The organism is Frigoribacterium sp. UYMn621 (assembly GCF_040549525.1).
Classification (GTDB): Bacteria; Actinomycetota; Actinomycetes; order Actinomycetales; family Microbacteriaceae; genus Lacisediminihabitans.
Genome location: NZ_JBEPTM010000003.1, coordinates 345,557 through 368,267, shown reverse-complemented (window position 1 = coordinate 368,267; position 22,711 = coordinate 345,557). Strand labels below are relative to the sequence as shown.

Here is a 22,711-nt window from a genome sequence, read left to right as displayed (position 1 = left end):
GCCCAGCACCGGGCAGGCGCCACCGGCTCGCGATGGCCGCCGCCTGGTGAGCCGCCTGTAGAATTGCCTCACTCACACACTCAGGCACCTCTTCACCGACTCGGTGCCGCATATATCGAACCGGAGAACGACATGGCGTCCGCCAACCGTGCTGATCAGATTCCCGACAAGCCCGCCCTCGAAGGGCTCGAAGCGAAGTGGGATGCCGCCTGGGAGTCCGCCGGCACTCACCGGTTCGACCGGGCCAACGCGACCAAAGACAACGTCTTCTCCATCGATACCCCGCCGCCAACGGCATCCGGGAGCCTGCATATCGGGCACGTCTTCAGCTACACGCACATGGACCTCATCGCGCGCTACCAGCGCATGCGGGGCAAGAATCTCTTCTACCCGATGGGCTGGGATGACAACGGCCTGCCCACCGAGCGCCGCGTGCAGAACTATTACGGTGTGCGTTGCGACCCGACGCTGCCCTACGATTCCGGGTTCACCCCGCCGCTCGAAGGCGGAGAGAACGCGTCATCCAAGGCCGCAGACCAGCTGCCGATCGCGCGACGCAACTTCATCGAACTGTGCGAGAGACTGACCGCAGAGGACGAGACGCAGTTCGAGGACGTCTGGCGCAAGCTGGGACTCAGCGTGGACTGGACCCAGAGCTACCGCACCATCGGCGACGAGGCCCAGACCGCCGCGCAGCGCGCGTTCCTGCGCAACCTGGCCCGCGGCGAGGCCTACCAGGCGGATGCCCCGACCCTGTGGGACGTGACGTTCCGAACCGCCGTAGCCCAGGCCGAGCTCGAAGACAAGGAGCAGCCGGCGGCGTACCATCGCCTCGCCTTCCACGCCGCGGACACCGAGGTCTTCATCGAGACCACACGCCCCGAGCTCCTCGCGGCCTGCGTGGCGCTGGTGGCACATCCGGATGACGAGCGCTACCAGCACCTGTTCGGCACCACCGTGAAGACTCCCCTGTTCGGCGTCGAGGTGCCCGTGCGCGCCCACCACCTCGCCCAGAAAGACAAGGGATCGGGCATCGCGATGGTCTGCACCTTCGGAGACGTGACCGACGTCGTGTGGTGGCGCGAACTCGACCTTCCCAACCGCACGATCATCGGTCGCGACGGACGCATTGTGGCGGAGGCGCCGGAGGCGATCATGGGCGAGGGTGCGCTCGCGGCCTACGCAGAGCTGGCCGGCAAGACGGTCTTCAGCGCCAAGGCGAAGAGCGTGGAGCTGCTGAGGGCCAGCGGCGAGATGATCGGCGACCCGAAGCCGATCATGCACCAGGTCAAGTTCTTCGAGAAGGGTGACAAGCCCCTCGAGATCGTGTCGACCCGGCAGTGGTACATCCGCAACGGTGCTCGAGACGAGACGCTGCGCGACACCATGCTTGAGCGCGGCCAGGAGGTCAACTTCGTGCCCGACTTCATGCGGGTGCGTTACGACAACTGGGTCAACGGCCTCACTGGCGACTGGCTCATCTCCCGCCAGCGCTTCTTCGGCGTGCCGATCCCGGTCTGGTACGAGCTGGATGCCGAGGGCGAGAAGGGTGCCGTGATCGTTCCCGGCGAAGACGCGCTGCCGGTCGACCCGGCATCCGCCCCCGCCCCCGGATTCGACGAGAGCCAGCGCGGCGTCCCCGGAGGCTTCATCGGCGAGGTCGACATCATGGACACCTGGGCCACCTCCTCCCTCACGCCGCAGATCGCGGGCGGCTGGGAACGGGATCCCGAGCTCTTCGACCTCGTGTTCCCCTACTCGCTGCGCAGCCAGGGCCAGGACATCATCCGCACCTGGCTGTTCTCCACCATGCTGCGCGCGGAGCTCGAGAACCACAGCGTGCCGTGGAAGAACGCCGGGATCTCCGGCTTCATCGTGGACCCCGACCGCAAGAAGATGTCGAAGTCAAAGGGCAACGTCGTGACCCCCTCCGGCATGCTCGACGAGCACGGATCGGATGCGGTGCGCTACTGGGCCGCATCGAGCCGGCTGGGCACTGACGCGGCTTTCGATCCGCAGAACCCCAAGCAGATCAAGATCGGTCGACGCCTGGCGATCAAGGTGCTGAATGCCGCCAAGTTCGTCTATGGCTTCCCGGCACCCGCGGAGGGCCTCACCGACTCGGTCACGCACCCCCTCGACATCGACATGCTCGCCGAGCTCTCGACTGTCGTGGCGACGGCGACCGCGGCCTTCGACGCTTTCGACCACGCCAAGGCCCTCGAGGTGACCGAGAAGTTCTTCTGGACCTTCTGTGACGACTACCTCGAGCTCGTGAAGGAACGGGTCTACTCGACCGACTCGCCGGAAGGCCAGGCCTCCGCCGTCACCGCGCTTCGCTCGGCACTCGAGGTGATGCTGAGACTGTTCGCACCGTTCATCCCCTTCGCCACCGAAGAGGTGTGGTCGTGGACCCACGACGGCTCGGTGCATGTCTCCGAGTGGCCAACCGCGCCGACCGAAGCCACGCCCACCGGGCTCCTGGCCCTCGTCGGCGAGGCGCTCATCGGCATCCGACGCGCGAAGACCGATGCGAAGGCATCGCAGAAGGCGGATGTCACCTCCGCCACCATCAGCGGGCCGGCCACGCTACAACTCGCCCTCGACGATCTTCGCGACGTGGGACGCATCGCCACCATCGACTTCGTCGAGGCAGCCGAGATCACGGTGAGCGATGTCGTGCTCACCCCGACACTTGTGGAGAACTGATCATGCAGATGGGAACTCGCTGGGCGGTCGGTGCCGAGGCACCGGCCCGCCTCCCCCAACTCGTCATCGACGCCGTGACGTCGATCGAGGCCGACCTCGAAGGGATCGACACCAGCCTGCTGCGCTGGACGCTCACCTGGCTGGAGGGAAACCCCGTCGTCGAGCTCGATGATGGCACGGTCATCCGCTATTCCGGTGGCGAGGTCTTCATCGTCGCGTCGACGGACTGATCCTCGGCGGGCGAACGCGGCCAACAGGGGCTCGGCTCCCAGGACGAGACCGGCTCTCGGCGGAGAAGTCGCTGTGCGGGGGCGTCGCTCCTAGACGAGTCGAATCGGGCCGAGCGGGGACGCCGTCTCGCGCGCGTCGCGATCGAGGGCGTTGCGGTTTCGCAGCACGGCCTCGTCATGGGGCACGATCGAGCGGTCCGCGCGTGTGCGCGCCCACCGGAGCATCGCCACGCTGACCCGGATCACGAACCGGTCGAAGCCTCGGGGCTGCGCGCGGCGAGAGCCGCGACGGGCGGAGGGAAGCGCGCTGGAGTGCTGGAGTGCGACTGCTGATGTCATTGTTTTTCACCTCCTCGTCAGAGCAAATCTAGGCTCGGCCACCGACATTTTCGGGGCCGAAATCCGGTCAGTCTTCCGGTGGTGTTGCCACACCGTCGACGATCGGGAAAGCATCGAAGTGGATGAGCACGGGGCGTGCGCCCGGCGCATCCTTTCCGCGGAATCTCTCGACGATGTCCTCGAGACATCGCTCTATTGCGCCGCTGACCTCCGCCAGCTGGTCCGCGGTGAGCCGCAGGTTCGAGGAGCTGAAGACGGTCGGATCGGTCCATTCGTGTGGAAGGACCTCCCAGCCGCGGTGGGCGAAGTCGAGCACCAGTTGCGACCGATTGCGCTCCCACTGCGTGAGCACCAGGCTCGAGGCCGCACGCCCGGTGGGCGTGTCGGTGATGGCACGGTCCGAGATCGTGATGCCTCCGGGCACCCGCTCCCACCAACGCTCCCGACCGGTGCCCTTGCCCGTGACCTCACGCACGAAACCATGCCGCTCGAGCTGGCGAAGGTGGTAGCTGGTCGCACCGCTCGACTCCCCTAAACGCTCGGCCAGCCCACTCGCGGTGAGGCTGCCGTGGGTCGACAGCACGTCGACGATTCGCACCCTCAAGGGATGAGCGAGTCCCTTGAGCGAGTCGAGGTCGATCTCCCGCCGCTCGGGGATGCTCCGCTCCTGTTCGTGTTCGTCCATGGGGAGAAGTTACCAGTGCAAAGCTTTCTTTGCAAGACTTTCTTTGCAAGAGTTTCTTTGCAATTGTTCCTTTGCACTCCGCCACCCTAGGCTGGAGGCATGGTTGAACAGAATCCCTTCTTCGCGCCCAGCACCCTCCCCTACGGTCTCCCGCCCTTCGCGGACATCACCGATGACCACTACCGCCCGGCCTTCGAGCGCGGCTTCGAGGAGCAGCTCGCCGAGATCTCCGCCATCACCAGTCGCCGCGACATGCCGACATTCGAGAACACGATGATCGCCCTCGAGAAGTCCGGCCAGACCCTCGAACGCGTCGCAACGGTCTTCTTCAACAAGAGTTCGGCCGACAGCACCGACTTCACGAACGACCTCGAAGAAGAGATCGCTCCCCTGCTCGCGGCCCACTCCGACGCCATCAGGCTGGATGCGCAGCTGTACTGGCGCATCAAGACCCTGCACGACCAACTCGAGCAGCTCGATCTCGACCCCGAATCCCGGTACCTGGTGGAGCGGTACTACGCCGAGTTCACCCTTGCCGGTGCCGGGCTCGACGAGGCCGAGAAGGCGAAGCTGCGCGAGTTCAATCAGAAGCTCTCGACCCTCACGACCCGCTTCGAGAAGAATCTCTTGGCCGACACCAACGAGCTGGCCGTCGTGATCGACGATCTCGCAGACCTCGATGGCCTCGAGGCCGGCGAGATCTCCGCGGCAGCGGAAGCCGCAAAGGACCGCGGCCTCGAGGGCAAGTACCTCGTCACCCTGGTGCTGCCGACCGGTCATCCCTACCTCGATGCCCTCACCAAGCCGGCCGTGCGGGCGCGGATCATGGAAGCCTCCCGCGCGCGCGGCAGCCGCCTAGGTGCCAACGACAACCGCGAGCTGGTGCTCGAGATCACCCACCTGCGTGCCCAGCGGGCGAGACTGCTCGGCTTCGGAAACCACGCCGCCTACGTGACCGCCGACGAGACCGCGAAGACCCCCGAGGCCGTCGCCGCGATGCTCGGACGACTCGCGCCCGTTGCGGCCCGCAACGCCCGCGCCGAGCAGGACGACCTGCAGCTCCAGGTGACGGATGGCGCGCCGATCACGGCCGCCGACTGGGCGTTCTACACCGAGAAGGTGCGTATCGCCACGTACGACGTGGACACCGCGCAGATGCGTCCCTACTTCGAAGCCGAGCGGGTGCTGCAGGACGGCGTGTTCTTCGCCGCGAACCAGGTCTACGGGGTGACCTTCACCGAGCGAGAAGACCTCCAGGCGTACCATCCGGACGCCCGCGTCTTCGAGGTGCACAACGACGACGGCACCCCCGTGGGTCTGTACGTGCTCGACCTCTACACCCGCGACTCGAAGCGCGGCGGCGCGTGGATGAACCCGCTCATCTCCCAGAATGCCCTGCTCGACCAGCCGGTGACAGTGGTGAACAACCTCAACGTTCCGAAACCCGCCGCGGGAGAACCCACCCTGCTCACCTACGACGAGGTGAACACCTTCTTCCACGAGTTCGGGCACGCCCTTCACGGGTTGTTCGCGCGGGTGACCTACCCCAAGTTCGCCGGTACCAACGTGTTCCGCGACTTCGTGGAGTTCCCGAGCCAGGTGAACGAGATGTGGATGCTCTGGCCCGAGATCCTGGCGAACTACGCCGTGCACTACCAGACCGGTGAGCCGATGCCTGCGGCGTTCGTGGAGAAGATCCAGGCGTCGTCCGCCTTCAACGAGGGTTTCAAGACCAGCGAGTATCTCGCCGCGGCGATGCTCGACCAGGCCTGGCACCGACTCTCGGCGGACGATACCGTCGACGATGTCGCCGAGTTCGAGGCCGAGGCTCTCGCGGCCGCGGGTCTCGACAACCCGGCCGTACCCACCCGGTATTCGAGCGCGTACTTCGCCCACACCTTCTCCGGCGGCTACGACGCGGGTTACTACTCCTACATCTGGAGCGAGGTGCTGGATGCCGACACCGTCGACTGGTTCACCGAGAACGGCGGACTCACGCGGGCGAACGGCGACCGCTTCCGCGACCGGCTGCTCGGTGTCGGCGGATCGAAGGATCCGCTCGAGGCCTACCGCGACTTCCGCGGTCGCGATGCCGTGATCGAGCCTCTGCTGAAGCGCCGGGGCCTGCTCGGCGCCTGAGGCGAGAGAGCCACAACGCGCCAGAGGGGCGCCCGCGCCCGAACGTTAGAGCGCGGGTGTCACTCACGCGCGCGGTGATGCCTCTCTTCTGCGCCAGCCCAGCCAGAGCAGCACCAGTGCCCCCACCAGCAGTCCCCAGAAGGCCGATCCGACTCCCCCGACGACGATCCCGGATGCCGTCACCAGGAAGGTGAGGATCGCCGCGAGTCGGTGTGCCGCATCCTCCACCGCAGCCACGACCGCACCGATCAGCGCGCTGAGCAGCGCGAGCCCCGCCACAGCCTCGATCAGCAGGGGCGGCGACGCGGAAACGAAAGCCGTCGCGACCCCGGCGAGCATGCCGAGCGCGATGTAGGTGACCCCGGCCGCGACGGGAGCGATCCAGCGCTTCGTCCGGTCGGGGGATGCCTCCGGACCGGCCGTCAGCGCCTGCGTGAGCGCCGCGAAGTTGACGGTGATCCCCCCGAAGAGTGCCCCGACGCCGGACATCACCCCCGATGAGACGAGCGCCGAGCGCACCGGCGCACGATAGCCGAAGTTGTTGAGAATGGCGGCGCCCGGAATGTTCTGTCCGGCCATCGTGACGATGAACAGCGGGATCGCGAGACTCACGACGACGAGAGGATCGAAGACCGGCGCCACGAAGACGAGTTGCGGCGCGAGGTGCGCACCGGCGAGCCATCCGTCCCCCGCGGTGACCGCGAGCAGAATCCCGGCCAGCACTATCGCCGCGGGCACCGCCCAGCGCGGGGACAGCCGGTACAGCAGGAGCCAGACCAGGATTACCGGGATCGCGAGCAGCGGGATCGCGACGGCGGCCTTCACCGGGGCAAGGCAGAGCGGCAGCAGGATGCCGGCGAGCATGGCGCTGGATACGGGTCGTGGGATCCGCCCGATGAGCCTCTCCAGGGCCGGCCAGAGTCCGACCAGCACGATGAGGGTCGCCGCGACGATGAAGGCCGCGATCGCCTCGGCGAACCGCCCGGTCACGCCCGCCGTCGCGACGAGCAGCGCGGCCCCCGGGGTGCTCCAGGCGAACTTCACCGGAACGCGGTAGACGGCGCTCAGCACGATCGAGAGCAGCCCCTGCACGACACAGATCGCCAGCAGGCCCGAGGCCGATTGCGATTCGGTGGCCCCGACGGCGGCGAGCCCCGCGAGCACGATGGCGAACGAGCTCGAGAACCCGGTGATGGCGGCGACGATCCCCGCGATGATCGGCTGGACTATGGGCTATCGGGCTCTCTCGTCGGGGATGATGCCCCCAGCCTAGGGGCGCGCGCGAGCCGGCGTCCCCGGCCAATCCCGCACCCGTGGCCCGTGGCTGGCGAGCGGTGTGCGGTGGCCCGGCAACGCAGTGCGGCACTCCCCGGGCGTTCGCGGACTACCGGGGCGAGCGCGCCGGTCCGGAGTGTCCGTGGACGCCCGGTGTGTGGGCCGAGGCGAGCGACCGCGATCGGATCAGGCCGACTTCTCCTGGCGTGGCGCCTTGTGGTTCACGATCGTCGGCAGCGCGTTCTCGAGCACCGCCGCCTTCGTCACGATCACGCGGGCGATGTCGTCGTTCGACGGCACGTCGAACATGATCGGCCCGAGCACCTCTTCCATGATCGAGCGCAGGCCGCGAGCGCCGGTCTGGCGCAGCACGGCGAGGTCGGCGATGGCTTCGAGGGCATCCTGCTCGAAATCGAGGATCACGCCATCGAGGTCGAACATGCGCTGGTACTGGCGCACCAGGGCGTTCTTCGGCTTGGTGAGGATCTCCATCAGCGCGACCTGGTCGAGCGGCGTCACTGTCGCGACAACGGGGAGGCGGCCGATGAATTCGGGAATGAGTCCGAACTTGTGCAGGTCTTCCGGCAGCACCTCGCCGAACAGGTTCACATCGTCGCCCTTGCTGTGCAGCGGGGCGCCGAAGCCGATTCCCTTCTTGCCCGCGCGCTGGGAGATGATCTCCTCGAGCCCGGCGAACGCGCCGGCCACGATGAAGAGCACGTTGGTGGTGTCGACCTGGATGAACTCCTGGTGCGGATGCTTGCGGCCACCCTGTGGCGGAACGGAGGCGACCGTGCCCTCGAGAATCTTGAGCAGGGCCTGCTGCACGCCCTCGCCAGAGACATCCCGCGTGATGGACGGGTTCTCGGCCTTGCGGGCGATCTTGTCGATCTCGTCGATGTAGATGATGCCGGTCTCTGCGCGCTTCACGTCGTAGTCCGCAGCCTGGATCAGCTTGAGGAGGATGTTCTCCACGTCTTCGCCGACGTAGCCGGCCTCGGTCAGCGCCGTCGCATCCGCAACGGCGAAGGGCACATTGAGTCGCTTCGCGAGAGTCTGGGCCAAGTAGGTCTTGCCGCAACCGGTCGGACCGATGAGCAGGATGTTCGACTTGGCGATCTCCACATCGTCGATCACCGCATCCGCCGAGGTGATCGTGTTGCGGGAGCGGATGCGCTTGTAGTGGTTGTAGACGGCGACCGAGAGCGCCTTCTTCGCGGCCTCCTGCCCGATCACGTATTCCTCGAGGAAGTTGAAGATCTCGCGGGGCTTCGGAAGCTCGAACTCGCTGGAGGACTCCTCGCCGGCTTCGGCCAGGCGCTCCTCAATGATCTCGTTGCACAGCTCGACGCACTCGTCGCAGATGTACACGCCCGGACCGGCGATCAGTTGCTGAACCTGCTTCTGGCTCTTGCCACAGAAGGAACACTTGAGCAGATCGGCGCTCTCACCTATTCGAGCCATGCTCGGCCTCCTCCTGGTCTCGGCCTGTGCTGTGCCCCGCTGTCTGGGACTGCAGCCCTGCAATCAGCGGGTTGTCTGACACGACCGCGGGTCAGATACAGAGCCTAACGCGAGTAGACGACACTGTTCGCACCATGACGCAATTCGGCATCGGCGAGCCGCCTCGTTCGTGGGGGTGTCACCGCCGATCTAGACTTGTCGGGAGCCGAACGGCAGACGGACCGGGAGCAGGAATGACCACCAGATGGGCGCGATTCGCCCGCGGATGGATCGCTGCGATCGTGTCGCTCTGTGTCGCCGCGTGCTCCCATGCCCTCGCCGGTGGAACGCTGCCGGCCACAGCCGGCCTCGCCCTGTGCCTCGCCTTCTCCGGCGTCGTCTGCGTGCTGCTTGCCGGCAAGACCCTGTCGCTGCTTCGCCTCACGATCGCCGTCGGCCTGAGCCAACTGCTCTTCCACGGGCTCTTCAGCCTGCTCGCGGATGCTCCGCTCGGTGGCACGGCCCCGGCCGGAGCGGGCATGCAGCACGGCGACGCGATGGTGCTGCAACTCGGCTCCGCGACATCCGCGAGCCCCACGATGAGTGCGGATGCCGACGTGGCGATGTGGATCGGTCACGCGATCGGCTCGATCGTCACCATCGCGGCCCTGAGTTCCGGGGAGCGGGCCTTCTGGGCGTTGGCGCGGCTCGCCCGGCTCTGCATCTCACGAATCGTGGATGCCGTGCTGCCGGTCGAGACGCCGACCGGCATCCGATCACTCGGCGCGGCACGGGATGTCGTGGCGACTCCCCGCGCGCTCGTCTTCTCGATCCACCGACACCGCGGACCACCGGCAATCGCAGCCAGTCTCTGAATTTCCGCCGGGCACAGCCCGCGCGGCCACCATTTTCGATGCCCGTTCCGAACTTCCCGTGAGCGATGCTCCGGCGGATTCGGGTGTCACGAACCCAAGGAATGACATGAACAAGAGAACCCTGATCTCCGCGACCGTCGCCGTCGGCGCCGGAGCGCTGCTCGCCCTCGCCGCGCCGCTGGCCGCCAGCGCACACGTGGAAGTGACGCCCAACACTGCCGCCGCGGGAACCTATGCGGACATCACGTTCCGCGTGCCGACGGAATCCGCGACCGCGGCGACGACGAAGGTCGAGGTCGATATCCCGGCCGCGACACCATTCCCGAGCGTGAGTTACCTGGCGGTGCCCGGGTGGGACACCGAGTTGGTGACCGAAACTCTTCCGAAGCCGGTGAAGGTGGCTAAGACGACGATCACCGAGGCCGTCACGAAGGTCATCTGGACCGCGCAACCCGGTTCGGAGATCAAGCCGCGGGAGATCCGCGAGTTCACGCTCTCCGTCGGGGCCGTGCCCGACACCGGCAAGATCGTGCTCAACACGCTGCAGACGTACAGCGACGGATCGGTGGTCAAGTGGGCCGGAACCGCTGAGGGCGCGGACCTCCCGTCCCCCGTGCTCTTCGTGAATGACAAGCCGGTGGCCGAGCACGATGCGGATGCCGTCTCGGCTCCGCCGGCATCGCACGATGCGGCAACCACGGCCGCATCATCGTCATCGGCATCGTCATCGGCATCGTCGAGCGACACTCTCGCTCGCGTGCTCGGCATCGGCGGCCTCGTCGTCGGGGCGGTGGCTGTGGTGCTCTCCGTCGTCACCCTGCGACGCAAGGGTACGGTCTAAACCATGGCACGTCGCTCCCGGCTCCCCCTGGTGATGCTCGTCGCACTCGCGGCGATGCTGGGAGCGGCGGTGCCCGTTGTCGGCGCGGTCACCCCGGCCCAGGCGCACAACTACCTGGTGTCATCCACTCCGAAGGCAGGTGAGACGCTCACCGCGCTGCCGAAGGATTTCGTGATCACGACCAACGACATCCTGCTGAACATCGACGGCAACGGCGCGGGCTTCGGCCTGCAGGTGACGGACAGCGCCGGAAAGTACTACGGCGACGGGTGCGTGAGCGTCGAGGGGCCGGAGATGTCTACGGCAGCATCCCTCGGCGCAGCCGGCACCTACACCGTGACCTGGCAGGCAGTCTCGACCGATGGCCACACCGTGTCGGACAGTTATGGGTTCACCTGGCAGCCACCCGTCGGTTTCACGCCCTCACCCGGCGCCGCGGCAGTGCCGGACTGCAACGGCACCGCCTCGGTGAACACCAAGCCCGCGGCGGGATCCGGCACCACCGGAGCGGCCACGGTCGACACCGGCACATTGAGTACCGTGCTGTGGGTGGGTGGCGCGTTCCTCGCGGTGGCCGCAGCGGTGATCGTCACCCTCGTGGCCACGGGTCGAAAGAGCACGGGTCGACAGAAGGAGCCCAGCGCCTAGCGGTACAGGCGGCACACCACGAAGGGCCCGGATTTCTCCGGGCCCTTCGTGGTGTGACGCCTGTCCTGCGGGGCGATGCCTACTTGGTGATCGCCGGGATGTTCTTGCGCGAGGTCAGCACCTGGTCGACGAGGCCGTAAGCCAGCGCCTCTTCTCCGCTCAGGATGTTGTCGCGGTCGATGTCCTTGTTGACCTGCTCCATGGTGCGGTTCGAGTGACGCGACAGCGTCTCCTCGAGCCAGGAACGCATGCGAAGGATCTCGCGGGCCTGGATCTCGATGTCCGAAGCCTGGCCACGACCGGAGTCGCCCGTGGACGGCTGGTGGATCAGGATGCGGGCGTTCGGCAGCGCGAGGCGCTTTCCCGGGGTTCCGGCCGCGAGGATGACCGCGGCGGCAGACGCCGCCTGGCCGAGCACCACGGTCTGGATCTGCGGGCGCACGTACTGCATCGTGTCGTAGATCGCCGTCATCGCGGTGAACGAGCCACCGGGTGAGTTGATGTACATCACGATGTCGCGGTCGGGGTCCTGGCTCTCGAGCACGAGCAGCTGGGCCATCACGTCATCGGCCGAGGCGTCGTCGATCTGCACACCGAGGAAGATGATGCGGTCCTCGAAGAGCTTCGCGTAGGGGTCCTGGCGCTTGTAGCCGTAGGCCGTGCGCTCCTCGAAGGTGGGGAGGATGTAGCGGGCCTCGGCCGTCGGGCCGGCGAGCCCGGTCGGCATGTTGTTGTTGAATTCCATGTCTCTGTGCCTGTCTCTACTTCTTGGTAACGGACTCGTCGGTGCCGCCGCCGCCGATGACCTCGGAGGCGAACTCCCGCAGGTGGTCGACGAAGCCGTACTCGAGGGCCTGCTGTGCGGTGAACCAGTTGTCCCGGTCGCCGTCGATGATGATCTGCTCGGGCGTCTTGCCCGTCTGTTCTGCGGTGAGCTCCGCCATCCGCTTCTTCATGTCGAGGATGAGGTTGGCCTGCGTCTGGATGTCGGCGGAGGTTCCACCGAATCCACCGGACGGCTGGTGCAACAGCACTCGCGCATTCGGGGTGATGTACCGCTTGCCCTTGGTGCCCGAGGAGAGCAGGAACTGCCCCATCGAGGCCGCCATGCCGATGCCCACGGTGACGATGTCGTTCGGCACGAACTTCATCGTGTCGTAGATCGCCATGCCTGCGGTGATCGATCCACCGGGCGAGTTGATGTAGAGGAAGATGTCACGCTTCGGGTCCTCCGCCGCCAGCAGCAGGATCTTCGCGCAGATCTCGTTGGCGTTGTCGTCACGCACCTCTGAGCCAAGCCAGATGATGCGGTCCTTGAGGAGTTGGTCGAAGATGCTCGAGACCAATGCCGGTTGGGCCATTGTTGCGCTCCATTTCAGTTTGTCGCTGGTGACGAATCTATCGGAGGCTCGGGGACGAAACTGCCGTGTTCGCCGTGGGCAGAGCGCGCGGCGTCAGTCGCCGCGCGACAGTCGCGCGACGACGAGGCGTGTCTCGTGCTCGACCGTGGTCGGCCAGAGAACGTCGGACTTGTGGAGACGCAGCGACACGATCCCGTGCAGGGCGGCCCAGAGCCGGAACGCGACGACGGATGCCTCGTCCGGCCCGATCCCGCCGGCCGCGATCACGAGCGCGGCGGCATTGTGGATGAGATCCCAGCGATCATCGTCGTCGGAGTGCTCCGGGATCTCGAGCCGGTCGGCGCTCTCGAACAGCAGCTGGTAGCCACCGGCGTGGGCGAGCCCCCATTCCACGTAGCCGGCGGCGAGCGCATCCAGCCGCTCTGATGGCGCTTCGAGGCCGGCCATTCGTGCCCGGATGTGCTCGCTCAACCGGTCGAGCTGCGCATCGATCACCGCGGAGATGAGCGCCTGCTGCGACGCGAAATGAAGATAGACCGCGGCGGGCGACACCGAGCAGGCGCGGGCGACGGCGCGAAGACTGGGAAGCGCGATCGACTGCGGGCTGAGCAGGAGCCGGCTCGCGGCATCCACGAGATCGCGCCGCAGCTGGTCGCCTTCGCCCCGGGCGTTCGGCTCGCGTTTGGTCATCGGTTCTCTCACTGGACATTCGAGTGTACATATGTAAACCTACATGAGTAAACACCCGTTCATCCAGAAAGGTCCCCCGTGCCCATCGACCATCGCACCACCACCGCCCTCATCACCGGGGCGAGCTCCGGACTCGGCGAGGAGTTCGCCCGCCAGCTCGCCGCCCGCGGAGCCGACCTCGTGCTCGTCGCGCGACGGCTCGACCGGCTCGAGACGCTCGCCGCCGAATTGCGCTCGGAGCACGGCGTCGCTGTCACTGTCCTCGCCGCGGATCTCTCCCGCCCCGCCGCGGCGACCCAGCTGGCCGAGCGGATCGACTCGCTCGGCCTCACGATCGACTCCCTCGTGAACAACGCGGGCTTCGCGACGCGCAACCGCTTCGAGCACGAAGATCCGGCCCGTATCGCCGAGGAGATCGACCTCAACGTCGGCGCACTTGTGGACCTCACCCGCCGGTTCTACCCGCGGCTGCTCGCCTCCGGCCGCGGTGCCCTCGTGAACATCGCGAGCACCGGCGCCTACCAGCCAGTGCCGTTGATGGCCGTCTACGGAGCGACCAAGGCATTCGTGCTGAGCTTCACCGAAGCGCTCTGGTACGAGTCGAAAGGCTCCGGCCTGAAGGTACTCGCTCTGTCCCCGGGCGCTACCCGGACCGAATTCTTCGACGTCGCGGGAGCGGATGCCCGGGTCGGCGCCTTCCAGACCCCCAGCCAGGTCGTGGGACTTGCCCTCAGGACGCTGGATCGGCGCAACCCGCCGCCGAGTGTCATCAGCGGCGCGGCCAACCGCGCCACGACCATCCTCACCCGGCTGCTCTCCCGCCGCGGTCTCGCCACCGTCACCGGCCGGATCACCGCGCGCGCCTGACCCCGGCGGGCCCGATATCCCCCGCCCGGGTTCCCAAAACGCAGGAGATCCGCCACGAAAGGGGCCGAATGGCGACGAAAGGGGCTTCCGGTGGCGAATCTCCTGCGTTTTGAGATCTCGGGAGGCCCACCCCGAGCGGTGTCAGTCGCTCAGGTTGTCGCTGAGGATGGTGAGCACCGTCGAGCGCGCGGTGCGGGCGCGATCGCCGAGCCGCGCCGCGATCACCTCCACGAGGGATTCGAGCAGGATGACGTGGGGCACTCGCGAGGTGTGCTCGAGCTCATGGCGGAACGACCCGCTGGCCGGGGCGACCACGAGGGCGACATCGGCCAGCGAGCCGAGCGGCGAGGTGGCGAAGGAGGTGATGACGACGAGCTTCGCGCCGGTGAGCTTCACGGCACGGGCGGCCTTGAGGCTCGATTCGTTGGCGCCACTGCCGCTGAGGATGATCGCGGCATCCGCCGGCGAGAGCTGGCGGGCGGCGATCTGCTGGCCGATGGGGTCGGCGACGAATTCCGTTGGACGCCCGATCGCGGTGAGCCGCATCGACAGGTCGGACGCGAGCGGCGACGAGAGCCCGTTGGCGAGGGCGAGCAGCCGAGTCGCCGACAGCAGCGTGACAACGGCGGCCTCGACATCCGCCTCACTCAGCACACTCGCGATCTGGGGAAGGGATGCCGCGAGAGCCGCGATCTCCGCCCGGATCCGGCCGAGCGCCGACTCGCCGAAGTCCTCCGGCTGGCCCGACTGGGCGAGCTCCCTGGTGAGGGCGACCCGCAGTTGCGGGAAGCCGCGATAGCCGAGTGTCTGGCAGGTGCGAATCACCGTGGAGCGGGCGACTCCCGTGCGATCGGCCAGATCCTGCGCGGTCATCTCCACCACGCCGTCGAGGTCGCCGATGATGTGGTCGACAACCCGGCGTTCGCTGGGTTGCAGCGAGTTGAGCACCGTCGCGATGCGCGTGGTCGCCGCGGCGTCGTCGTTACCGGTCCAGCTCACGAACGGTGGCTCCCTCGGTGATCCTGCGGCGGATGGCGCCGGACACGGCGTCGATGCTCATCGTAACGACCACGACCACGATGAGCAGCACTCCGACCACCGGCCAGAGGCGGTACTGCGTGTAGCTCGTGAGCATGTCGCCGATGCCGCCGACCCCGATGAGTCCGAGAACGGCGGATGCCCGCACATTGATCTCGAAACGGTAGAGCCAGAAGGAGATGAATTCTGGGGTCACACTCGGCCAGACGCCCCAGCGGATGACGTCGATACCCGAACCGCCCGCCGCTCGAACCGCCTCGATGGGACCGGGATCCACGCCCTCGATCGATTCGTAGCCCCACTTGCCGAGGGTGCCGATGCTGTTGACGGTCAGGGCGAGCGCACCGGTGAGCGGCGTGAGACCGGTCACAGAGAGGATCACGATCGCGATGATGATCTCCGGCACCGCTCTGATCACTCCGAACAGCACCCGAAGTCCCCAGCGCACGGGGGTCGGTGAGAACCCGCGGGCGGACAGGAAGCTCAGCGGCAAGGCGATGACCAGGCCGAGCACGGTGCCGACCCAGGCCATCTCCACCGACCGCCAGGTCTGCAGCAGGGCCTCCGGCAGCTTCGTCCAGTCCGGTGCGGAGAACATCAGCCAGAGGTAACGCAGGATCTCGCCGGGGAGGCTGCCGAGCCTGCCCCAGTTGATGTTGATCGACCAGAAGGCGACGACGACCACCAGGGTGACGACGATTCCGATCGCCAGTCGTCCTCGTCGCGACGGCTGGGGTGGCAGGGTGAAGGCGCTCATACCAGTCGCCTCCGGATCGCGTCGCTCGAGGTGTCGATCACGATCACGACGATGAGGATCTCCAGGATGATGAGGGACAGCTGGTCGTACCGGTAGAACGTGCGCACCGCGTCGATGAGCAGCCCGAGTCCGCCCGCGCCGACGAGCCCCAGCACGGTGGAGGCCCGCACGTTGAGTTCGAGCACGTAGAGGGTCTGGTTCACGAAGGCGGGCAGGGCATCCGCCGTCGCGATCGCCCGGTTGATCTGAAACTGGGTGCCGCCCGCCGCGCGCCCGGCCTCCAGCGGGCCGGCATCATTCGCCTCGATGTTCTCCGAGACCATCTTCACGATGATGCCGATGTTGAAGAGAAGCAGGGCGATGATGCCGGGAAGTGCCCCGACCCCGACCATCGCCACGAGCACGGAGGCGTAGAGCAGGTCGGGGATCGACCGCACGACGTTGAGCAGGGTGCGCAGGAGGCCGCGGGTCCAGCGATTCGGATTGGTGAGGCGCGCCGCCCAGAGGCTGAGCGGAAATGAGACGAGGGATGCCACGAAGGTGGCGATCACCGCCATCTCGAGGGTCTCGAGCAGGGGCGGGATCGTGCGAGGGAAGAAGGACCAGTCGGGCTGAAGCAGCGCGATGATCTTGGAGGCCCCGTTCTGCCAGTTGCGCACGATCGCGTCGAGGCTGAACGAGATACCGACCTGGGGACTGAGCGTGATGGCCGTGATCAGCAGGATGACGGCGAGAGCCGCCCACGGCTTCCAACGACCTCGCGGACGTGGTGGAAGATCGAGCGCACTCATGCGCCGAGCACGTCCCTGTTCTCGATCGAGCGACCGTAGATCTTCTCGAACACCGCGTCCGTGGCATCCGCTACGGCACCGTCGTAGACGACCTCGCCGGCCCGCAGCCCGATGAGCCGGGTGCCGTACTGCCGCGCAAGATCCACGAGGTGGAGGTTCGTGATGACCGTGATGCCGAGTTCCTGGTTGATGCGGCGCAGGTCGCCCATCACCCCGTGGGCCGTCGGTGGATCGAGGCTCGCCACCGGTTCGTCGGCGAGCACGAGCCGCGGCTGCTGCGAGAGCGCTCGAGCGATCGCGACGCGCTGCTGCTGGCCGCCGGAGAGTGTTGAGGCCCGGTCCCAGACCTTGGCGAGGATGCCGACCCGATCGAGTGCCTCATACGCGATCTGCTTGTCCTCCGGCCGGTATGCGCCGAGGAAGGTGCGCCAACTCGGGGTGTGGGCGAGGCGCCCGACGAGCACGTTGTTGAGCACGCTCGCCCTCTTCGCGAGGTTGAAGCCCTGGAAGATCATGCCGATGTCGCCGCGAAGCGCCCGCAGCTCCCGCCCGCGCAGGGCCTCGAGCTGACGCCCTCCCACCTCGAGAGTGCCCGAAGTGACCGGAACGAGCCCGTTGATGGTGCGGATGAGGCTGCTCTTGCCCGAGCCGGAGAGCCCGACGACCGACACCATCTCCCCCGCGTCGATATCGAGGGAGATGCCGTCGAGCGCCACGACGCCGTTCGGGTACCGCACCGTGACATCCCGCGCGTGGATGGAGAACGGCACGGTACCCATGGTTACTGCAGTCCGAGCTTCTTGGCGGCGTCCGCGACCACGGTGAGGGTCTTGGGGTTTGCCGGGGCGAGCTTGGTGATGGAGTAGATGGAGGTGAGCACCTTCGATCCGTCCGGGGTGTTCGAGTAGTCAGCGAGCGCCTTCGTGATCTTGTCCTGAAGCTGGGGCGAGAGGTCCTTGGTGAGCGCGACGCCATCGTTCGGGATCTCGTCGGTGAGCGCGAACACCACCACCTTCTTTCCCACGTCCGGCTTGTCGCTCTTCACGATGTCACGAGCATCCCAGAAGCTGAAACCGACCTCGGCGTCACCGTTGTAGACGGCGAGAACAGAGGCATCGTTGGCCGTGACGGGGATCTGCTGGATGTCGGTGTCGGTGTTGAGTCCGGCATTCTTCAGCGCGAGAATCGGGTAGATGTAGCCGGCCGGCGACCCGGGGCCGAGCACGGCGACCTTGGCTCCCCTGACCTTCTTGATGGAAGAGAGCCCCGCCGGTCCCTTGAGGGCGTCGGCGCCGTTGCAGAACAGCTTGCCGTCGCGCTCGACCGGGGTGTCGGTGCAGTACTTGTCCGGGTTGTTGGTCATGAACTGGGCGGGGTAGGTGATGTTGCCGTTGCGCTCGGTCTGCAGCACGACGGTTGCTCCATACCGGTCGCTCGCCTGCCACAGCTGCAGTGAGGGCAGGAACCCGATCTGCGCCTGGCCGGCGCCCATCGCCTCGACCGCCGCCTGGTAGTCCTTGGACACGACACCGGTCACCGGCATCTTCAGCGCCTTGGTGAGCATGTCGGTCAGCGGCTTCGCCGTGTCGACCAGGCCGGCCTGGTCCTGCGACGGGACCAGCGCGAGGGTGAGGGAGGTCGGATCCTTGGCCGCGCTGGTGTTGGTGGTGGAGCCGGCCGGGGCCGAGCATCCGGAGAGGGTGACCGCGGTGACTGCGACTGCAGCCAGGGCGACCGATGAGCGGAGGAGTGCCGTTCTGGAGATCACTTTTCTACCTTCGTTTCGAGAGTGGAGGATGCGGTGGAGGTGGTGCGGTGTGGCGATTCGAGCCAGGCGGAGAGCGGGGGGTAGAGCTCCTCGAGCGAAGCGGCGTGCAGCGTCGGCGTCGCGCGGGCATCCCTCCGCGGCCCGACGAGCGCTGTCGTCGCTCCGCGGCGGTGGGCGGGATCGAGGTCGTTGGTCCAGACGTCGCCGACGCTCACGAGGGCGGATGCGGCATCCTCGACCGTCGAATCGGCAAGCAGCCCGTCGATGATCGAATCGAGCCCGGCCGGCTTGCCGACGGTCGTGTGCACCTCGTCGAAGGCCCCGGCGAGTCCGAGCGAATCGAGTGCTTCGGCGATGCGGGTCTCTGGCGCATTCGTCGCGAGAACCAGTCGGGCTTTCGTGCGTGCCGCCGCGAGGAACGCGGCCAGACCGACAGGGGCGAGGATGGGGGCGGCAACGCTCGCCAGCTCTCCACGGCTGCTCGAGTACGCGGCAGAGTGCGCGGCATCCGTCACCGCGAAGGGAGCGGCGAGAAGGCGAACGAGATCGTACCCGTCGAGGGGGTCGATCCCGTCCGGAAGGTCGCCGGCGAGGCCAGCCTCGATGGCGGCGAGGAACGTGTCGCGCTCGGCCCGCTCGAGTCCGGCAGCGACGAAGCGCGCGTAGGAGCGCACGGGTCCGTCCCCGAGCGACACTGTGCCGTCGAAGTCGAACACCATGACCTTCCCGTGCTGTGCCACGTGGATCTCCCCATTCCCTCGTCCCCTCATGGACGCAATGTCCACAGTAGGACCACAACAGCGACGAAATGACCACGCGGAGGTTAACAGCGTGTAAATCCTGGGTGACCCCTCCCTACGATGGAGAGGTGACCCGCGAGACGCTCGATGACCAGATTCGGGCGGACGCCGCGAACTCAGCCTTCGACGACTGGGGGCTGTCGACCGTCATCGACGAGAACATCGCGGCGCCGGTGATCGCGCGGGACGAGTTCGAGCGATTGCACGACCTCGCGGCGATCGAGGCCGCGTGGCCGATCGGCAACGCGGGCCTTCTCCACGTCTACGGTTACCTGCTCTCGACCGTTCAGACGCCCTACGGACTCAAGCGTGACCGGTGGCTGGATGGCGCCCTCGCGAGCACTCTCGGCCTCCCGCGGCACGCATTCCTCCCGGTCGGCACTGGCACTCTCCTCTCCCGCGTCTCCGCCGCCGTACTCCCCCGCATCATCGAACCACCGGGCGACGCACTGCTGGTGCTCGATCAGCAGTCCATCGATGGCGCCAGCGCAGTGCGCACCGTCGTGGTCGGCCACGCCACGGCTGCTGCGCTGCTCTACGGAGTTCGCGAAGCGGGACGGATGCGCGCGATCACGGCGTTTCCACTGGCCGCGGCGTCCCCATCCTTCTGCCGCTCGCTCGAGCAGCAGGCGCCGCGGCTGCGCTACAACGCAGCGACGGTGTCGCTTGCGCCGGGATCCGAGCTCGCGGCGAGTCTCCGCACCCAGTAGCCGAGGAATGCGGCCCCAGCCTCATCGTGGATCGCGTCGCCCTCCACGATGACGCGGTAGGGGCGCTCGAGGATGCCGTCCGCGGGGCGCACGTCGACGTGAGCCACGTCGTATCCCGCCCCATGCAGGTGGTCGGCCATCAGGTAGTCGCTGCGGGAGTCCCCGACCGACCGCCACAGCGTGGGGAGCGGTCCGAGGCCGGCGAAGTACTCGAGGGCACGTTCGGCCCCTCGGTCCTTGTCGAGCCGCACCGATTCGATGTCGGTGGAGATGATGGTGGACTCCAGCCGGAAGGACACACGGCCCGCGGCATCAGGGGCCGATCGTGAACCGAGCTTCACACCGACGCCCGCCGCGGCGGCGAGGGCGAAGCTCGCGTCGTTGAACCACGCCTGGGCATGCAGGTAGGTCTCGGGCGAGACATCGGTGCGCTGCTCGACGGAGATCATCGCCCTCTTCGTCTCGTCGAAGAACATCGTGTCGGAGAACCCGTCGGCGACCAGTGAACGCACTCCGTCGACGATCGAGGCCGGCGGCGCGACGCTCTCGTCGACGGTGACCTCGCCCATACCGGCACTCGTGATGGGCGCCCAGGAGCCGCCCTTTTCGAACACACCGAACATGCGCGCCCCCGGTGCGGCGAGGGCGGTGGCGAGCCCGACGCGCAGCAGCGGGGCGATCACCTCGTCGCGGATGAAGGTGTCGGATCGACCCGTGATGAAGGCGATCGGCACCCCCGCGGCGGCCAGAGCCACGAGGTCGTCGAGAATGCTGGGAATGCGGATGCTGCGGCTCACCGGGCTCGCGAGAGGCCCGTCCACGTCGAAGAGCAGGCCGAGATCGAGCATGGTCTCAACTCCGGTTCGACGGCGATGCGATCGCCGTCGAACGCGGGGGGTCAATCGGCACGACTACTTGTGGTCGTGACCGTAGTGCTCGTTGTTGGCTGAACGGCCGTGGCTGTCCTTCGCGCCACCGTGGCTGTGGCCCTCGTGCTCGTCTGAGCCGGCGCTCGCCTCGACGAAGTCCTCGTCGTCGTCGCCGGATCCGGTGACGGGAGCCGTGAACTCGGTCATGTCGACGTCGTCTCCGTTGGAGTCGACGACCTTCGCCTTCGACAGCACGATGGCAAGGGCCTTGCCGCGGGCGACCTCACCGATCATGCCGGGGATCTGTCCGTTGGAGTCGAGCACCTTGATGAACTCGCCCGGCTCCATGTTGTACTGGGCCGCACCCTGGATCAGGTACTGCGTGAGCTCATCCTGGCTCACCTTGACCTCTTCGGCCTCGGCGATCGTGTCGAGCAGGATCTGGCTGCGGAAGGTCTTCTCGCTCGACTCGGTGACCTCTGCACGGTGCACCTCGTCCTCGAGACGGTTCTCGTTCTCGAGGTGACGGTGCACCTCGTCGAGCACGAGCTGCGGCGGAACCGGGATCTCGACGGACTCGAGGAGCTTGTCGACGACCTGGTCGCGGGCCTGCGTGCCCTGGCCGAAGACCTTCGAGCGGCTCACCTGCACCTTGATGTCGTCCTTGAGCTCGCCGATGGTGTCGAACTGGCTGGCGATCTGGGCGAAGTCGTCGTCCGCTGTGGGAAGCTCTCGCTCCTTCACGGCGAGCAGCTTCACGGTGATCTCCGCGGACTCGCCCTCGTTGTCGCCTCCGAGCAGCTTGGACTCGAAGACGGTGGTCTCGCCGGCGCTGAGACCGTCGAGGGCCTCGTCGATGCCGTCGATCAGGTCGCCGGATCCGACCTCGTACGAGATCGCGTTGGCCGTGTCGACCTCATTGCCGCCGATGGTGGCGACGAGGTCGATCTGCGCGAAGTCCCCGGTGGTCGCGGGGCGGTCGACCGTGATGAGAGTGCCGAAGCGCGAGAGCAGGTTCTGCAGCTCGGTCTCGACCTCCTCATCCGTGACCTCGATCGCGTCGACGGTGAGGGTGATCCCGTCCAGGTTCGGAACGGTGAACTCCGGGCGCACGTCGACTTCGACGGTCACCTCGAGGTCGCCGGAGAAGTCCTTCGTGCTCGGCAGGCCGGTGACATCCGCTTCGGGGCGACCGAGCGGACGGATCTTCTGCTCCTCGATGGCCTGGCGGTAGAACTTGTCGAGACCATCGCTGACGGCGTGGTTGAGCACCTCGTCGCGGCCGACGCGCTGGTCGATGATGGGCGGCGGAACCTTGCCCTTGCGGAAGCCGGGGATGTTGACCGACTCGGCGATGTGGCTGTACGCGTGATCAATGCTGGGCTTGAGCTCATCGGGAGTGACTGAAATGCTCAGCTTCACTCGTGTCGGGCTCAGCTTCTCGACCGTGGTCTTCACGTTGGTTCTCCTGCTTGCTCTTGTGTGCGTGATTCTTGGGCAGTTCTACTGGGGGTCATGCGGGTGATGTCGGGATGACAGGAGTCGAACCTGCGACATCTCGGCCCCAAACCGAGCACTCTACCAAGCTGAGCTACATCCCGATGGGCCTGTCGGGCCCGGTGGCCCAGCGAAGGAACGCCGCTAGGCGCCCGAAAATAGGCCTCGGCAAGCCTATCGCACCGATCCTGCGAGCTGGTTCTCGCATCCCCACTCATGTAATAAGGTGGTAACCGCGCAATCGGCCTCGGCCGGCAGCCCATGGGGATGTAGCTCAATGGTAGAGCCTCAGTTTTCCAAACTGATGGCGCGGGTTCGATTCCCGTCATCCCCTCTCATTCAGGAGCCCCGGCCCCTCGGTCCTGTCCTCTCGCGACCT

The 22,711-nt window shown here is 66.9% G+C and carries 23 protein-coding genes and 2 tRNA genes; 9 read left to right on the top strand and 16 right to left on the bottom strand.

Annotated features, from left to right (window positions below; translation table 11 throughout):
• The first annotated feature begins 132 nt into the window (after nucleotides 1-132).
• On the top strand, nucleotides 133-2,709 hold the full coding sequence (gene valS / locus ABIB54_RS08125) for a valine--tRNA ligase (protein WP_354575007.1): 2,577 nt from the start codon (nucleotides 133-135) through the stop codon (nucleotides 2,707-2,709).
• Between the two features lie 2 nt (nucleotides 2,710-2,711).
• Complete coding sequence (locus tag ABIB54_RS08120) at nucleotides 2,712-2,939, top strand: hypothetical protein (protein ID WP_354575006.1); 228 nt, start codon at nucleotides 2,712-2,714, stop codon at nucleotides 2,937-2,939.
• A gap of 90 nt (nucleotides 2,940-3,029) precedes the next feature.
• On the opposite strand, the gene ABIB54_RS08115 is transcribed toward ABIB54_RS08120, so the two are convergent.
• Nucleotides 3,030-3,278 (bottom strand): hypothetical protein, encoded by a 249-nt coding sequence (locus tag ABIB54_RS08115; RefSeq protein ID WP_354575005.1) that lies wholly within the window; start codon nucleotides 3,276-3,278, stop codon nucleotides 3,030-3,032.
• A gap of 67 nt (nucleotides 3,279-3,345) precedes the next feature.
• Complete coding sequence (locus ABIB54_RS08110; RefSeq protein WP_354575004.1) at nucleotides 3,346-3,963, bottom strand: ArsR/SmtB family transcription factor; 618 nt, start codon at nucleotides 3,961-3,963, stop codon at nucleotides 3,346-3,348.
• A 99-nt stretch (nucleotides 3,964-4,062) separates the two neighbouring features.
• On the opposite strand from ABIB54_RS08110, the gene ABIB54_RS08105 reads away from it, so the two are divergent.
• Nucleotides 4,063-6,102: a M3 family metallopeptidase gene (locus ABIB54_RS08105; protein ID WP_354575003.1), complete on the top strand. Its 2,040-nt coding sequence runs from the start codon at nucleotides 4,063-4,065 to the stop codon at nucleotides 6,100-6,102.
• Nucleotides 6,103-6,165: 63 nt separating this feature from the next.
• On the opposite strand, the gene ABIB54_RS08100 is transcribed toward ABIB54_RS08105, so the two are convergent.
• Nucleotides 6,166-7,308: a benzoate/H(+) symporter BenE family transporter gene (locus ABIB54_RS08100; protein ID WP_354575059.1), complete on the bottom strand. Its 1,143-nt coding sequence runs from the start codon at nucleotides 7,306-7,308 to the stop codon at nucleotides 6,166-6,168.
• A 255-nt stretch (nucleotides 7,309-7,563) separates the two neighbouring features.
• Complete coding sequence (clpX, locus tag ABIB54_RS08095) at nucleotides 7,564-8,841, bottom strand: ATP-dependent Clp protease ATP-binding subunit ClpX (protein WP_354575002.1); 1,278 nt, start codon at nucleotides 8,839-8,841, stop codon at nucleotides 7,564-7,566.
• Between the two features lie 233 nt (nucleotides 8,842-9,074).
• Between clpX and ABIB54_RS08090 the strand changes: the two genes are divergently transcribed.
• From ABIB54_RS08090 to ABIB54_RS08080, 3 genes are all read left to right on the top strand, one after another.
• Nucleotides 9,075-9,695 (top strand): hypothetical protein, encoded by a 621-nt coding sequence (locus ABIB54_RS08090; protein ID WP_354575001.1) that lies wholly within the window; start codon nucleotides 9,075-9,077, stop codon nucleotides 9,693-9,695.
• Nucleotides 9,696-9,801: 106 nt separating this feature from the next.
• Nucleotides 9,802-10,536 (top strand): YcnI family copper-binding membrane protein, encoded by a 735-nt coding sequence (locus tag ABIB54_RS08085; protein WP_354575000.1) that lies wholly within the window; start codon nucleotides 9,802-9,804, stop codon nucleotides 10,534-10,536.
• A gap of 3 nt (nucleotides 10,537-10,539) precedes the next feature.
• Nucleotides 10,540-11,184, top strand: coding sequence for a copper resistance CopC family protein (locus ABIB54_RS08080; protein WP_354574999.1), 645 nt, complete (start codon nucleotides 10,540-10,542; stop codon nucleotides 11,182-11,184).
• 79 nt (nucleotides 11,185-11,263) lie between these two features.
• Here the strand turns inward: ABIB54_RS08080 and ABIB54_RS08075 are convergent, their stop codons facing one another.
• From ABIB54_RS08075 to ABIB54_RS08065, 3 genes are all read right to left on the bottom strand, one after another.
• Complete coding sequence (locus tag ABIB54_RS08075) at nucleotides 11,264-11,929, bottom strand: ATP-dependent Clp protease proteolytic subunit (protein ID WP_354574998.1); 666 nt, start codon at nucleotides 11,927-11,929, stop codon at nucleotides 11,264-11,266.
• Between the two features lie 16 nt (nucleotides 11,930-11,945).
• The gene (locus ABIB54_RS08070) at nucleotides 11,946-12,545 is read right to left on the bottom strand and encodes an ATP-dependent Clp protease proteolytic subunit (protein WP_354574997.1); all 600 of its coding nucleotides are present in this window, start codon (nucleotides 12,543-12,545) and stop codon (nucleotides 11,946-11,948) included.
• A gap of 93 nt (nucleotides 12,546-12,638) precedes the next feature.
• The gene (locus tag ABIB54_RS08065) at nucleotides 12,639-13,235 is read right to left on the bottom strand and encodes a TetR/AcrR family transcriptional regulator (RefSeq protein WP_354574996.1); all 597 of its coding nucleotides are present in this window, start codon (nucleotides 13,233-13,235) and stop codon (nucleotides 12,639-12,641) included.
• 78 nt (nucleotides 13,236-13,313) lie between these two features.
• On the opposite strand from ABIB54_RS08065, the gene ABIB54_RS08060 reads away from it, so the two are divergent.
• On the top strand, nucleotides 13,314-14,102 hold the full coding sequence (locus tag ABIB54_RS08060; protein ID WP_354574995.1) for an SDR family NAD(P)-dependent oxidoreductase: 789 nt from the start codon (nucleotides 13,314-13,316) through the stop codon (nucleotides 14,100-14,102).
• Nucleotides 14,103-14,243: 141 nt separating this feature from the next.
• On the opposite strand, the gene ABIB54_RS08055 is transcribed toward ABIB54_RS08060, so the two are convergent.
• The 6 genes from ABIB54_RS08055 to ABIB54_RS08030 are packed head-to-tail and all read right to left on the bottom strand — an operon-like array spanning nucleotide 14,244 to nucleotide 19,196.
• Complete coding sequence (locus tag ABIB54_RS08055) at nucleotides 14,244-15,101, bottom strand: MurR/RpiR family transcriptional regulator (RefSeq protein WP_354574994.1); 858 nt, start codon at nucleotides 15,099-15,101, stop codon at nucleotides 14,244-14,246.
• The gene (gene phnE / locus ABIB54_RS08050) at nucleotides 15,085-15,897 is read right to left on the bottom strand and encodes a phosphonate ABC transporter, permease protein PhnE (protein ID WP_354574993.1); all 813 of its coding nucleotides are present in this window, start codon (nucleotides 15,895-15,897) and stop codon (nucleotides 15,085-15,087) included. The genes ABIB54_RS08055 and phnE (ABIB54_RS08050) overlap by 17 nt, the downstream gene beginning before the upstream one ends.
• Entirely contained in the window at nucleotides 15,894-16,688 is a 795-nt protein-coding gene (gene phnE, locus ABIB54_RS08045; RefSeq protein ID WP_354574992.1) for a phosphonate ABC transporter, permease protein PhnE, read from the bottom strand. Before phnE (ABIB54_RS08045) ends, phnE (ABIB54_RS08050) begins: the two co-directional genes overlap by 4 nt.
• Nucleotides 16,685-17,467: a phosphonate ABC transporter ATP-binding protein gene (gene phnC / locus ABIB54_RS08040; RefSeq protein ID WP_502917104.1), complete on the bottom strand. Its 783-nt coding sequence runs from the start codon at nucleotides 17,465-17,467 to the stop codon at nucleotides 16,685-16,687. The genes phnE (ABIB54_RS08045) and phnC overlap by 4 nt, the downstream gene beginning before the upstream one ends.
• Before the next feature lie 2 nt (nucleotides 17,468-17,469).
• Entirely contained in the window at nucleotides 17,470-18,456 is a 987-nt protein-coding gene (gene phnD / locus ABIB54_RS08035) for a phosphate/phosphite/phosphonate ABC transporter substrate-binding protein (protein ID WP_502917103.1), read from the bottom strand.
• Nucleotides 18,453-19,196 carry an HAD family hydrolase gene (locus tag ABIB54_RS08030; RefSeq protein ID WP_354574990.1) on the bottom strand — a complete coding sequence of 248 codons (744 nt, stop codon included), beginning with the start codon at nucleotides 19,194-19,196 and terminating at the stop codon, nucleotides 18,453-18,455. The genes phnD and ABIB54_RS08030 overlap by 4 nt, the downstream gene beginning before the upstream one ends.
• A 128-nt stretch (nucleotides 19,197-19,324) precedes the next feature.
• On the opposite strand from ABIB54_RS08030, the gene ABIB54_RS08025 reads away from it, so the two are divergent.
• Nucleotides 19,325-19,966 (top strand): amino acid deaminase, encoded by a 642-nt coding sequence (locus tag ABIB54_RS08025; RefSeq protein ID WP_354574988.1) that lies wholly within the window; start codon nucleotides 19,325-19,327, stop codon nucleotides 19,964-19,966.
• Here ABIB54_RS08025 and ABIB54_RS08020 read toward each other — a convergent pair.
• From ABIB54_RS08020 to ABIB54_RS08010, 3 genes are all read right to left on the bottom strand, one after another.
• On the bottom strand, nucleotides 19,900-20,814 hold the full coding sequence (locus ABIB54_RS08020; protein WP_354574987.1) for a hypothetical protein: 915 nt from the start codon (nucleotides 20,812-20,814) through the stop codon (nucleotides 19,900-19,902). The genes ABIB54_RS08025 and ABIB54_RS08020 overlap by 67 nt on opposite strands.
• 63 nt (nucleotides 20,815-20,877) lie before the next feature.
• Nucleotides 20,878-22,293: a trigger factor gene (gene tig / locus ABIB54_RS08015; RefSeq protein ID WP_354574986.1), complete on the bottom strand. Its 1,416-nt coding sequence runs from the start codon at nucleotides 22,291-22,293 to the stop codon at nucleotides 20,878-20,880.
• Between the two features lie 69 nt (nucleotides 22,294-22,362).
• Nucleotides 22,363-22,436, bottom strand: a tRNA-Pro gene (locus ABIB54_RS08010).
• Nucleotides 22,437-22,595: 159 nt separating this feature from the next.
• Between ABIB54_RS08010 and ABIB54_RS08005 the strand changes: the two genes are divergently transcribed.
• Nucleotides 22,596-22,666: transfer RNA gene (locus tag ABIB54_RS08005), tRNA-Gly, on the top strand.
• Nucleotides 22,667-22,711: the final 45 nt, after the last annotated feature.

What these genes read in the sequence shown, in the direction of transcription:
- valS (WP_354575007.1), top strand. Translation starts at nt 133, where the DNA reads ATGGCGTCCGCCAACCGTGCTGATCAGATTCCCGACAAGCCCGCCCTC.
- ABIB54_RS08120 (WP_354575006.1), top strand. Translation starts at nt 2,712, where the DNA reads ATGCAGATGGGAACTCGCTGGGCGGTCGGTGCCGAGGCACCGGCCCGC.
- ABIB54_RS08115 (WP_354575005.1), bottom strand. Translation starts at nt 3,278, where the DNA reads ATGACATCAGCAGTCGCACTCCAGCACTCCAGCGCGCTTCCCTCCGCC.
- ABIB54_RS08110 (WP_354575004.1), bottom strand. Translation starts at nt 3,963, where the DNA reads ATGGACGAACACGAACAGGAGCGGAGCATCCCCGAGCGGCGGGAGATC.
- ABIB54_RS08105 (WP_354575003.1), top strand. Translation starts at nt 4,063, where the DNA reads ATGGTTGAACAGAATCCCTTCTTCGCGCCCAGCACCCTCCCCTACGGT.
- clpX (WP_354575002.1), bottom strand. Translation starts at nt 8,841, where the DNA reads ATGGCTCGAATAGGTGAGAGCGCCGATCTGCTCAAGTGTTCCTTCTGT.
- ABIB54_RS08090 (WP_354575001.1), top strand. Translation starts at nt 9,075, where the DNA reads ATGACCACCAGATGGGCGCGATTCGCCCGCGGATGGATCGCTGCGATC.
- ABIB54_RS08085 (WP_354575000.1), top strand. Translation starts at nt 9,802, where the DNA reads ATGAACAAGAGAACCCTGATCTCCGCGACCGTCGCCGTCGGCGCCGGA.
- ABIB54_RS08080 (WP_354574999.1), top strand. Translation starts at nt 10,540, where the DNA reads ATGGCACGTCGCTCCCGGCTCCCCCTGGTGATGCTCGTCGCACTCGCG.
- ABIB54_RS08075 (WP_354574998.1), bottom strand. Translation starts at nt 11,929, where the DNA reads ATGGAATTCAACAACAACATGCCGACCGGGCTCGCCGGCCCGACGGCC.
- ABIB54_RS08070 (WP_354574997.1), bottom strand. Translation starts at nt 12,545, where the DNA reads ATGGCCCAACCGGCATTGGTCTCGAGCATCTTCGACCAACTCCTCAAG.
- ABIB54_RS08065 (WP_354574996.1), bottom strand. Translation starts at nt 13,235, where the DNA reads ATGACCAAACGCGAGCCGAACGCCCGGGGCGAAGGCGACCAGCTGCGG.
- phnE (WP_354574993.1), bottom strand. Translation starts at nt 15,897, where the DNA reads ATGAGCGCCTTCACCCTGCCACCCCAGCCGTCGCGACGAGGACGACTG.
- phnE (WP_354574992.1), bottom strand. Translation starts at nt 16,688, where the DNA reads ATGAGTGCGCTCGATCTTCCACCACGTCCGCGAGGTCGTTGGAAGCCG.
- phnC (WP_502917104.1), bottom strand. Translation starts at nt 17,467, where the DNA reads ATGGGTACCGTGCCGTTCTCCATCCACGCGCGGGATGTCACGGTGCGG.
- ABIB54_RS08020 (WP_354574987.1), bottom strand. Translation starts at nt 20,814, where the DNA reads ATGCTCGATCTCGGCCTGCTCTTCGACGTGGACGGGCCTCTCGCGAGC.